Here is an 11344-nt window from a genome sequence, read left to right on the forward strand (position 1 = left end):
GTCTTTTGGCAGAGCCTATCCCGGTAAGCCGTTCGCCCTGAGCCTGTCGAAGGGCCTGTCCTGAGCGGAGTCGAAGGGTTTTGGGACCTACTGAATTCGTTCTACCGGGACCACGTTAGGTGCACCTGAACAGGGTCAAATCGCAAGCCCGCCTGCGGTATCCGATCCGGCGATCAAGGTAACGGCAACCGTTTTTTCGCCGAGTATCATCGGAACCTGTCGATCTTCCGTTGTATGCCCGTTTGGGTTATTCACTCTCGGTGCTCACGAGGACCAGTTTTCGGCCGTTCCGGTCATCCGGTCTGACCAAAATCCGCCGTTCAGGAATGCTGCTTTCTTCAGAGGCGGGGGAGTAGTCCGTGACCGAAGCGGACTGTCGCAAGCAAGTCAAGTTATCGACCGCCGCCACACTGTTACATACCTGTCCATGCCTCAATTTAGTCTGTGCTATCTGGGCTTCATTGCGCATTGAATTCCGCATCTTTTATCCTTTCGCCAGCATACTACCGGCGACATCGCCTCCGGTCGCTGCGAAATAGGTGGTGCCACTTGCTCACAGGATATACGACAACGTGCTGACAGCAGTCGAACTCTCCAAGCGATACTCCGGTCGGCCGGTCATAGACGGCTGGTCGTACGAATGGCCCAAGCCGGGCGTTCATCTGATCGCGGGTGCGAACGGCGTGGGTAAATCGACTCTCCTCGGCATGCTCGCGGGCGCCCTGGTTCCCGATGCCGGTGAAGTTTGGATCCGCGGCGTGAGCCTGAGCGCCCGACCGGCCCGCGCCCTCCGTTGCTTGGCTTATTGCCCGGCGGATTGTCCGGTCTTCCCCTTTCTGACTGGTGAGGAGTGGCTGGCCTTCGTCGGTTCTGTTCGGGGCGGCTGGGATACTGAGACCTTGGATCAGCTGACCGAATCGTTTCGGCTACACGCGTATTTGAAGACGAACTTCGGCCACATGTCGTTGGGTACGGCAAGGAAGTTTCTGTTGCTTGGCACTGTCGCCGCGGAGGCGGATGTCCTCATCTTGGACGAGCCCAGCAACGCGCTCGACGCCGCCTCGCTTGCGGCCTTGCAGGCGACGCTCCGGCGCCTGGCCAAGACGCGGCTGATCCTGATGTCTTGCCACGAGACCTCGCGGCATGCGGCCTTCGGCATACGGCCTGAAAACACCGTGACATTGACTTGAGAGGCTGTCACGTGTCTCGCCATCCACCGTTGGAAGTGTCCCGATCGCGCCTGTTTTTCCGCCTGCTCGGCTGGCGCTTGCGCCATTACGCCGACGCGACCCTGAAGCTTTTGCTCCGCCGCTGGCAATCTGTGCTCTTCGCACTTTTAGTCGTTTCGCCAGCCGCCACGCCACTTGCCGCACAAATCGACGCCGTCGGGACGCCGGTACGCAAGATTGTGGAAGGCGGCAGTCCGGCTTACGCGCTGACCGCCTGGCTGACCCTGTCACTGCTGGCCATCGCCTGGGCGGCCGTGCAAGCCGATGCCTTGCGAGGAGGCGCGCCCTGGCGATATCTGCGCACGCTGCCGGGGCTATCTCGCTTCGAGACCGGGCTCGACCTGACGCTGCTGCTAATTGCCGATCTCCCCCTGCTATTGCCCTTCGCCGCCTACGGGATCACTCTGCTCGGACCCGCCCGCAGTGGCGGTCTGGAGCATGGACTGCTGGCCTTGGCCCTCGGTACCCAATGGCCCATCGTGCAGCAACTCGTACTGCGTGGATCGTGGGCCGCATTGCTGGTCGCTGCAAGTGCGCTGATCGCCATGCTGGCTTTGTGCGTCGACGGGGCACGCGAATTTGCCTTTGTCCTGCTCACGGGGGGACCGATCGCGGCCTTCCGCTTGCGCAGGCGCCTGACGGGAGTGATGAAGACCGGATCTTGGCGGATCGGAAGCAGAATCGGCCAGCATCTACACCCTGTGGTAAACCTTGCGGCCATGGACGCGCTGGCATTGATGCAATGGAGCCAGTTGCCGGCGCGAGTGGCGCTGCTGGCTTATGCGGGTATTCTTGGCTGGTTCGGGACCGGCTGGGAGGCTGTCGGATTTCAACCGCAGGTGGCGGTAGGCCTGCTGCTGGCGGGATTCGTTCCGCTGATATTCCAGGTGGCTGGACTGGCGTTGACCCTGCGTGCCGAGCGCGCGCCCATGCGCCCCCTGCTGGCATCGTTGGGGATAGGAACAGCCGCCACGTTCGTGGCCGACCTGCTGGTATTGGTAGCGGCGTTCTGTCTGCTCGCGTTCCTGCCTGTCGCCAAGCTTTACCCGCTCGCAGGTTCCTACGCCTTCCTGATACTACCCTTGGGAAGCACGGCAGTCGCCGTGACGCTCGCTCTTTACTCGACTATCGACGCAACGCGGTTCTGGCCCAAGTTGGTCACCGCAGCGGCGTTTTGGCTGGCGGCATGGCGGGTGGTCATGTTTCATTAGGAGCATCGGTTCGGGACCTGATACGGGCTGGAAGACCTTCATATCGAGATTCTCGAAGACCGCACGGCCCTCTACGGTCTTACCGCAAAGGCAGTCGACCGGATCGATCGCCAGTTCGAAGACACTCCATAAAGCAGCCGTTCGAACGAAATTGTTAAATAACGACGAACGGTGGGTATGGCCGAATACTGAACAGATATCGGGATCAGCCTAACAGGCTCCAATTGGCCGGCTACTGCCAGTGGTGCGGTCTGTCAGCTGGCATTCGGGTATATGTTGGCTTTCAGTTTCGCCGAAAGGCCATTCCGTACCCGATAGGGACTGTGGCACCGTGTATCCAAGGTCTGCATACGATAGTGGAGCGGAGGGGGCCAGCAGAGAAATGACTACGTGACCGACCCTCCAATGGGCTACGAACCCTATGATCTCCACGATTTAAGAAAACATGGAGGCTGAATTTATTCGTGCCGCTATCGTCGAATTAGACGGGTGATGTGTGAAAGCCCGCAGTGAGCGATTCAGAAGGAGAGTAATTCATACGGGCAGCTACTGCTCAGTGAGCCGCAGTTGTTCAGTTATTAATCAGGCCCGTAAATACCCTCCTGGTATTTACGGGCCGCCGCCCAGGCCGGTACACGCCCGGCCTGGGCTCACGCGGCTTGTCGCCGCGCCGGGGCATTCCTGCCCCGGATTAACCCGGCCTATATTTATAGGCCGGGTTAATAATGCTCGGTCTCGGTACATGGTAGTCCCTTTAGAAACTCATGGAGTTCCTTATGAAAAACCTACTCACCGCAACTTCACTATCCATTCTTGCTGTACTGTCGAGTCAGGTTGAAGCGCGAACTATCGTTTCAGCCGACACTCGCTGCTTTCAAATCGGCGATGTCATACCCGGTGGTTGGGATAGAACGCTGAAAATCAAAATGCAACAGGCGCTCAGTGATAAACCCGGTCAAATTGTCCATGTCGATGCGCTGGAGCTGGGGTTCAAGGCCACCAACCCCCCGATTCAGTATGCCAACCAATTGACGGGCTCGGCCACGATTGCCCCGCCCAACGATCAGCTACCTGGCGGCGACCAACTTCAGATCAGCTTGGTGGGGACCAGCTATGGCAACAGGGAGGATATCAGCAAAAATGGCGTGTTCAGTTTTGATTATGCGCTCAGGCTTGACCCCAAAACCCTTGCTGGGCCAATAACCGGTTATCAGATATTCACCCCCTTCAGTAACGGGCAAATTGATGCGCCTATCTCTCAGGCTCCGCTGGATACGCAACTGCAACCCATATCGTGCGAGGGCCGATAGCTGAATTCGGTATGCTGGTCTTGCATTGACGGCCGCCCGACGAGCAACCCTCAAAATCGATAACGATTACGCATGGGCCGCTCGCACTCGGGGGAAGGGGCGAGATTCACAAGGGCAAGAAAGCGGAATCGAGCAGGGTGGCCACGGCAGCCGGTTTTCGGCCTGAGCGGCCATTCGACCTAACGAATGTCTGCCGTTCTCGAATGGCTGCTTGAGTCAGATCCGATAGATCTTCGACAGGATTTTCATGGGGTTAAGGCTTAACGTGGAGGTAACCGGCGCGGAGTCGCATCGCGGCGGAGGGTCCGGTTGACCGACGTGTTATGCGGGTTCATAGCTTTCGCGCCTCCTCCCACAAACGTTCCTTCCCCACCTTCTGATACCAACCCTCAAACTCGGCCCGATGTTGCTGCCAGGGTTCCGAAAGCGGCCGGCGTGGATCTTTGCTGAGGGAGTACGCCATGCCTTCGATGAACCATTCCGGGCCAAGCCATAGTGTGAGAGCACCAAGCTGCTCTGCCTGAAGGTGGTGGACCATCTCATGGCGCACGTAATATGGTGTCCAACCTCTCGGACTGATGACTATTCCAAAGTTCCCGACGGTGCTTGCGGAAGCCTTTATGAACCCAAAAGACCGGAAGCAATCCTCCGTAGAACAGAATACAACGCGTGGATTGTGTTGAAATGGACCAACAGCCGAGGCGACGAAACGTAGAGCTCCCTCGTACAATTCGGATGCTTCCCGATACCGCAATGCATTATCGATACAGATCCTGGAGCTGACACAAGAGATATCGCCCGCCCATTCGGGCGCCAAGACCCGTATCGGCTTGAACATCGCCCATGCGATAGCAGGACTTGCTAGCAAACAGACGATCAGCGATGGTTTCAAGATCTGTCGCGGCACTCTATTTTTTCTCCTCGATAATTGCCCTCAGTGCGGCATTGAGTTCAGTTCCGGCCCACTCAGCGGGCCTGAGATTGAAAGGCCCTCCGGTAGATCGTTTAACGCGCATATCCGCAAGTACAGATCCCGATTGTACAGAGAGAGTCCTGATGCGAAAGTCCGCTTCGCTCGAACCAGCCCACAAGAACGGAAGTGAGTACGTAACAAATATCCGCGGGGTCAACTCTTCGATGCGCACCAAAATGACGGTATCAACGCCTTCCTCGGAAAACTTCGACACCAACTCCGACTCCGGCCTGCCGGACCAGTCTGAAACCTGCCTGATGCCGCCAGGAGCTGCAATACTTCCACAGGGAATTTCCCGGAACGCCCGCTCAATCTCTTCCAATGCCATTTGTTCACGTTTCTCAGGCTCCTTTTGATCATTCCGCCATGCCATTTCCGGCAAAATGGCAACGTGCCCGAGCGAGACTCCCCGTTTACCGCAAACTGCTTTGTCCCCGCCTGCGTGATAGGTTTGCATGGTCGTGCTGGCGCAACCAGAACTCATGAGCCCGACGAAAAAGCTGAACAGAATGCCGTTACGTTTCATGTTGCCTCTTGTGAACTGCGATGCATAACGCCGCTCATAACCGGCAGCAAAAAGTGGCGCGACGAAGGAGCGGCGCTTTTTACCGTCCGAGTTGATGGGATTGTCGTGCGTCGTCTTTTGGCTTTGGGTTATCGATTTTGACGCCAAAATTCGCAACCCTCCGGGCGTTAAATTCGCTCCCTTTGGCAATTCGTTGCAGGGCTTCTGTGGCTTTGCCTGCAATTTGTTTATTCCGCTCCGATGCATTAGCAAGTAGCCCGGATGGAGCGCAGTGGAATCCGGGAGACTCGATGCACCACTCGTCCCGGATTCCGTAAAGCTCCATCCGGGCTACGCTGGCCTTCATCCTCGGCATCTAAATATATCAATGATTCGTCCGCAGCACCTGCGTTAGTCTGTCACTATAGCAAGCCCGATTCTTACATCAAATTCGCAATGGCGAAGCCGCTTCCTGAATGTCCTGTTCTTTAGGGGAGCAATCTGAGAGGTGTAGCATGCGAACACATCGATTGCCATCACTCCGGCCCATCGCTTGTTTTCTCATGAGCCTGGCGGGCCACGCCGCGGATGCGTCAGCATCGCCATCCGATCCTCTAACATCGTCTAGCGTTGTCGAACAGGGTCAAGGCCAGCCGGCCTCTGGTGAAGTCCAGGAGGGCGGGATTGCCCCAATGCAGAGTCTCACTGCCTTATTGCCGTGGCCGGGCGAATTCGCGCTGCGGACTTACAAAGGCTTTTATGTGACCGCGCTCGATGGGGGAGGAAGAATAGCCGAACCTGTCCTCCTGACGACCGCGACGACAGCCGGGCCCTGGGAAAAGTTCACGTTTGCCGTGACTTACCCCGACACGCCTCATGACAAGAGCATTCAGACGTCCCGCGGCTATTATTTGACTGCGCTGAACGGAGGGGGCTTGACGGGTGGCGCTTTTCATACCGACGCCACGCAAGCCCTAGACTGGGAGCGGTTTCGACTGCTGGATCTGAGTGTCGGCAACTTCGCGCCCAGTTTTTATGCGATCAATACGATAAAGGGGTTTTATGTCACGGCAGTCGGAGCTGGCGGCAAATCCGCAGATGCCTTTCATACCGATGCGACGCAGATTCAAAATTGGGAAAAATTTCGGATCGTCAAGTGCGGCGACGTGGGATCGGGATTCGAGTATGGCATTCTGACCGCGGACGGCACATTTCTGTCCGCCGAGTTGCCAGGAGGCCGGTCATCGCAAGGGGACATAATAATAGTCGGACGGGCAGAACCGGAGTCGAGATTTAAATTCATCCGACAAAGCGACGGCTCTCATGCTCTGCAGACTTCCAATGGCGTGACCTTCGTTACCGCCCTCGGTGGTGGGGGACTCGTGCAAAAATATATCGACTGCGACCCGGGCTTTCCAGGCGCATGCATCAGTACCACATCGACCATCTTCCACACCGATGCGACACAAGTCCTAGCCTGGGAGAAATTCCGGATCATCGATCAGGGCAACTGCACCTATGCGCTTCAAACCTCGAGCGGGTTCAATGTGGGAATCTACCGCGACTCAGCTGGACACACCTTGCTCACCACCCGCCGCGACGGCGTATCGACATCGAACGAATTGTTCCAGCTAATAGTGTACGGCTTGGCTTCACCAGTGGTCCTGCAATGAGAGGGCTACACGCCCGCATGAGTACTATTACCCCGGCCTATAAACAAACATGAGCCGGGTTAATTCGGGGTGGGGATGCCCCACTCGGCGGCAAGCCGCGTCAGTCAAGGCCGGCCGTGTACCGGCCTTGGCCTCGGCCCGAAGTGCCAGGAAGGGATCGACGGGCCTGATTCACAATTAACAACATCTATCGGCAGATAGGCGCGCCCAAGATTTTCCGCGACTGCAGACAGCCGCTTCCCCCGTATCCGGAGTCGAGCGCCGTTTAGCGAGTTGGGCGGGAGTAGGCCGGCGTCGATGTTGCCGATGCCAAGCCCATTAAGGGTGGGAATCCATTCCCGACGATGCAACTGGAGCAACGGGTTGCCGACTTACGACCGTAGCATCCTGTAGGTCGGGAATCCTTTCCCGACGCCATGTCCCGGCCGCGCGTTTTCGTCGGCAAAGGATTGCCGACCTACAAATGGCTGAAGCAATTCACTCGAACCGAAGGCGCTAACGATGTTCGCCAAGCCTTTTTTGTAAAGCCCAGAATTCAAGCTGCCAAGTCGACGACCGGCGCCCTGGGTCGGTCCAGTGCCCGCGCGAGGAAGGCGGCGATTTGCTGCCAGTGGACCCGAAGGGTCACGTCGTCGTAGTTTTCCGGACGGCCGTGGAGCTCGAGGACGATCGCATCGGCGCGGGCCATGAAGCCCGCCGCCAGGTCTTCCACCGGCCCGGCCGCGAGAGTCCGGGTGTTTGCGCGGCAAGGGCCGAACCGGCTCGGCGGCTCGAAGGGCGTCGTTGGTTCCGCAAACCCGCGCGCAACGGCCAGCGGCGTAGCGTAGCGCCTGCTCGTGATCCTCGCGCGAGAAATCGGCGAGTGCGTCGCCGATCAGAAAAGGCTGGATGTCGAGCATGAAGGCTTCCGCCGCGGTCATCAGGCAGCCGATGTGGGCGTACACTCCGTAGATCAGCAACTGGTCGCGGCCCGTTCCGCGCAGCCGCGCTTCCAGGTCGGAGCGCTTGAACGCGCTGTAGCGCCATTTGGTCGGCACGGTGTCGCCGGGCTGGGGCGCGACCGCGTCCACAACGCGCGTCGATTCGGGCCGGTCGGGAATGCCGTCGCCCCAGAAATCGTTCAGCAAGGCACGGTCCTCTGGCGCCTGCCCGCCGGGCTGCGCGGTGTAGAACACCGGAATGCCGGCCTTTCGGGCCGCAGCGATCAGGCGGGCGCAGCGGTCCAGAAGCTCCTGAATGGGCGGCTGTGCGGGATCGTAGAAATCCAGGAAATACCCACATCGGATTTGTCGAACGAAACCCTGGATATGCACGGGCCATCGAATCATTGAAGGAAGAACTGGAAGCCGTCGACTGGTACAACCAGCGGGTCGATGCCTGCAAGGACCCCACCTTTTCCAAGGAGCTCCGCGATTACTTGTTCACGGATAAGCCTTTGGCGCACGAATAACGGTCATCGAGCGATTTCTCGATGGCAATCGGGTCGGGGTCGCGGGACATCGTCCGTTACCCTCGACCGAATCGCCGGACGACGTGGTGTTCGGACAGGGCCAGCTCCGTTGCCGGTATTTGGCGCGGACGATCAAAACTTCAGAATGGCGTTTGCAAAGACCGTGTTGTATTCGTAGTCGGCAAACACCCGGCTGGAGCTACGGTGTCCTTTCTCGTAGACGATATTCAGCTGGCCGTGATCGGCAAAGTCGTAGGAAACCGATAATCGGCCGGTTAGGATCGTGTCTTCGTCAGTCTTCGCATCGATGCGTAATTTCGGGTCGCCGGCGTACTGCCACTCTTCCCAGCTAAATTTCGCTTGCAAGTCGATCTTTGGCGTTACCGACCACGTGGGGCTGACGCTCACGCCTTTAGTGACGACATAGCTGGCCGCGATATCCGAGGTTCTGTTCAACAAATCTCCCCAACCCGACAAGGTAATCACGGTTTTTCCTGTCGGTGTCCATTGATAATTGAGCCGCCATGCCTCGCCTTGATAATCCCGTTGTGAAAATTGCTTATGATTGCGGATGCGATAGCCGATGCGTCCCTCTACCAGCGATTTTCCGGTAATCTGCCATTTGTAGAGTGCACTGAATTCATGTTCCTGGTAGCGGTTATCGATCAGCGCGGACAAAACCCGCTCCCGATTCGGCAGGCTGGCATCCGTGTGTGTGTACTGAATGCCGATCGCATTCTCGTCGGGAGATTTATAGTGCAGCCCGATGATGCCGGTATCGCTGGTCAGATCCAGAAACCTACGCTGGGGCGCCTCATGCTCGCTGTTCAGCCACCGGTATTGTCCGTTCAATCTCCATCGTGGATTGAACTTGTAATTAACATCGACCAAGGCCGTATTGTCCGTGATGAGATCCCTTCCGAAAAACCCCGTGTTGGTAAAACCTCCCAAATACTGCCTGTAGCCATAGCCGAGTATTCCGCCGAAGGAAGTTCCCGCTTGCCATTTCCATGTCCCTTTTGCCAGGGACGATACATGGTTAAGCTCATCGTGGTTGGCGTAACGATTGTCGTCGACCTTTCCCTCGAGCTGAAACTCCTGCCGGCTCACCGGAATATAGGTTCTGAGCCCCGCGGAAAGCCGGTTGATCAAGTCCCAGCGTTCCGATTCGTCTATCGGTGCATTCGGATTGATCTGACTCGGGCGACGGAAAAGATTGTCATCGTAGGTCAGCGTCTCCGATAAATAAGGCTGAAAAGTGTCAGTAGGATCGGCGACGCCGAAAGAGGCTTCCGTCCACACCAAAAACGCGAGGGAAATAATAGTTTCCGCTTTGGGCTTATACATGAACCGCTGATGCTTGCGTCTTGAACGTAGCGCTTTCAAATGCTTGCGCAAACCTTTTGTATCAGCCTATGCGGCGAGACTTTCCGTACCGCCGAATTCCGATAGCGACTAGCCCGATCGTGTTATGGCTATACACAACGGCACGCCTTTAGCGAAAGAGGACCGGCAAAATGTCATCGATCCGCTTTGCACGAAAATAAGACCGCGCCGCCGCGCGGCTCTCCGAGTCTGCGATACGGCCTGCGGCCGCAGAGCTCAGGCCGTCGAGGATCGCGGACGCGAATCCGGATTCATCTTTGCTGACTCGGAAGCAATTCTTGACCTCATCCGGAAGTCCAGCCAAGCCCTGAGGCGTACTGATCAATTCGGCGGGGGAAAAAAGCATTTCGACGGACTTGATATTGACTCCGCTACCCGCAAAGACAGGGTTGATCAAGATCTGCGCGTCGCGCAATATCGAGACGGCGTCTGGCGGATTTTCGATCAGTGTGACTTCGGGGCGCGCAGCGAGCGCCGCTCGTATCTGATCCGAAGGCTGGCTGCCGGCGATGAACAGGCGCAGGCCGGGCCGTGCATCGAGAAGCCGCGGCGCCACCTTCTCCAGAAACCAAACCAAGCCCTGGACGTTATTGGGCATGAACAGGTTTCCGAGATAGCCGACGTCGAATCGGGGGGGACCTTCCCGCGGCGCACTGAGGCGTCCCGCAAAAGATTCGTCCACCAGCGGCGGCAGCCAATATCCGGACGTAAACCCGAGCTTCTCCCAATATCTAAGGTCATCGACGGAGATATCGAAGAACGCGGAACTCTCCCTGAGAATTCCGTGCTCGTAACGGCGCAGGTTGAACAGGCTGAGTGTCCACTGAAACCGTTCTCGCGCCGTTCGGGCGATTCTGGCCTGATGTAGTGTGTACCGATGTTCGATGTTGTGAGAGCGGTAGAACAACGGCAGTTTCAGCTCGTGCGCCAGACCGCGCGCCACCTCGCCACCATAGACGGCGTCCAGCCAGATTGCCTGGCTGTCGAATGCGCGCTGCGCCTCCAGCAGGGAACGAAACTCGGCGGGCCTCAAGCTACGGGAGGCCACTCGCCAAGGCAGCCGCCACAGGTGGACAGTTCGCTTGATGCGCGAACGCCAGGTTCGTTCAAACGGAAAGACGTACAGATCCTCCACGACCTCCCGCACCTTGTCGAGATGTTCCGGTCGCAGCGCGCCGGCGGCTCCGCCGCCCCAGCAGACGAGTTGGACGCGGACGCCCGCCGATTTCATGGCGCAGAGCCGGCGCCACACGTCGACCAGACCACCATGTCCGGGAGGGAAAGGCAGCTCGTTACAGATCATCGTGATGCGCATCGGTTGGTCCTTATCTTGCTCTGCGCGCTTTGTGTACGGATGCCTGTGGCGAAGCTAGCGGGTGGAACACCAGCTTGAATTTCGTCTCCGTTGCCATGGCTTCGAGGTAGATGCCCCGGCGGGTGTACGGCGCGGCGGAATCGGGGACGGTGCCCACAAACACCCGCTGCAGCTCGGCGCCGGCGATCGCCAGGGCAAACCGGCGGCCGGCGCAGTCGAGCGTGCCGCTCCAAGTGCCCGCCGCCGCATAGGCGGTCCAGTCCTTCCAGTGGCGGAAGGCCGTCGCATTCGG

The 11344-nt window shown here is 58.1% G+C and carries 10 protein-coding genes; 5 read left to right on the forward strand and 5 right to left on the reverse strand.

All coding sequences use genetic code 11. The annotated features are described in order from the left end of the window. Positions 1–572: 572 nt before the first annotated feature. From B2A78_RS05540 to B2A78_RS05550, 3 genes are all read left to right on the forward strand, one after another. Positions 573–1190 (forward strand): ATP-binding cassette domain-containing protein, encoded by a 618-nt coding sequence (locus B2A78_RS05540; RefSeq protein WP_156880452.1) that lies wholly within the window; start codon positions 573–575, stop codon positions 1188–1190. 11 nt (positions 1191–1201) lie between these two features. Continuing rightward, positions 1202–2440: a hypothetical protein gene (locus tag B2A78_RS05545; RefSeq protein ID WP_143735078.1), complete on the forward strand. Its 1239-nt coding sequence runs from the start codon at positions 1202–1204 to the stop codon at positions 2438–2440. A 776-nt stretch (positions 2441–3216) separates the two neighbouring features. Then, entirely contained in the window at positions 3217–3750 is a 534-nt protein-coding gene (locus B2A78_RS05550; RefSeq protein WP_077728911.1) for a hypothetical protein, read from the forward strand. A 908-nt stretch (positions 3751–4658) separates the two neighbouring features. On the opposite strand, the gene B2A78_RS05560 is transcribed toward B2A78_RS05550, so the two are convergent. Next, positions 4659–5471, reverse strand: a complete 813-nt coding sequence (locus B2A78_RS05560) for a hypothetical protein (protein ID WP_077728912.1) — start codon at positions 5469–5471, stop codon at positions 4659–4661. A 449-nt stretch (positions 5472–5920) separates the two neighbouring features. On the opposite strand from B2A78_RS05560, the gene B2A78_RS05565 reads away from it, so the two are divergent. Continuing rightward, the gene (locus B2A78_RS05565; RefSeq protein ID WP_077728913.1) at positions 5921–6901 is read left to right on the forward strand and encodes a hypothetical protein; all 981 of its coding nucleotides are present in this window, start codon (positions 5921–5923) and stop codon (positions 6899–6901) included. Between the two features lie 371 nt (positions 6902–7272). On the opposite strand, the gene B2A78_RS26845 is transcribed toward B2A78_RS05565, so the two are convergent. Next, entirely contained in the window at positions 7273–8229 is a 957-nt protein-coding gene (locus B2A78_RS26845) for an isochorismatase family protein (RefSeq protein WP_077728914.1), read from the reverse strand. Between B2A78_RS26845 and B2A78_RS26850 the strand changes: the two genes are divergently transcribed. Next, positions 8229–8351: a hypothetical protein gene (locus B2A78_RS26850; RefSeq protein ID WP_276205341.1), complete on the forward strand. Its 123-nt coding sequence runs from the start codon at positions 8229–8231 to the stop codon at positions 8349–8351. The two genes, B2A78_RS26845 and B2A78_RS26850, sit on opposite strands and share 1 nt — an antisense overlap. Before the next feature lie 132 nt (positions 8352–8483). On the opposite strand, the gene epsL is transcribed toward B2A78_RS26850, so the two are convergent. The 3 genes from epsL to B2A78_RS25975 form a co-directional block, all read right to left on the reverse strand. Further along, positions 8484–9698, reverse strand: a complete 1215-nt coding sequence (gene epsL, locus B2A78_RS05575; RefSeq protein ID WP_077728915.1) for an XrtB/PEP-CTERM-associated polysaccharide biosynthesis outer membrane protein EpsL — start codon at positions 9696–9698, stop codon at positions 8484–8486. Positions 9699–9846: 148 nt separating this feature from the next. Continuing rightward, positions 9847–11052 carry a glycosyltransferase gene (locus B2A78_RS05580; RefSeq protein ID WP_077728916.1) on the reverse strand — a complete coding sequence of 402 codons (1206 nt, stop codon included), beginning with the start codon at positions 11050–11052 and terminating at the stop codon, positions 9847–9849. A 10-nt stretch (positions 11053–11062) separates the two neighbouring features. Further along, the coding region (locus B2A78_RS25975; RefSeq protein WP_168175354.1) for a hypothetical protein at positions 11063–11344 on the reverse strand (282 nt) is incomplete at its 5' end.

This window comes from Methylocaldum sp. 14B, assembly GCF_002005105.1.
Lineage (GTDB): Bacteria > Pseudomonadota > Gammaproteobacteria > Methylococcales > Methylococcaceae > Methylocaldum.

Coding starts and splice junctions, on each gene's coding strand:
- B2A78_RS05550 (WP_077728911.1), top strand. CDS start 3,217: ATGAAAAACCTACTCACCGCAACTTCACTATCCATTCTTGCTGTACTG.
- B2A78_RS05565 (WP_077728913.1), top strand. CDS start 5,921: ATGCAGAGTCTCACTGCCTTATTGCCGTGGCCGGGCGAATTCGCGCTG.
- B2A78_RS26845 (WP_077728914.1), bottom strand. CDS start 8,229: ATGATTCGATGGCCCGTGCATATCCAGGGTTTCGTTCGACAAATCCGA.
- epsL (WP_077728915.1), bottom strand. CDS start 9,698: ATGTATAAGCCCAAAGCGGAAACTATTATTTCCCTCGCGTTTTTGGTG.
- B2A78_RS05580 (WP_077728916.1), bottom strand. CDS start 11,052: ATGCGCATCACGATGATCTGTAACGAGCTGCCTTTCCCTCCCGGACAT.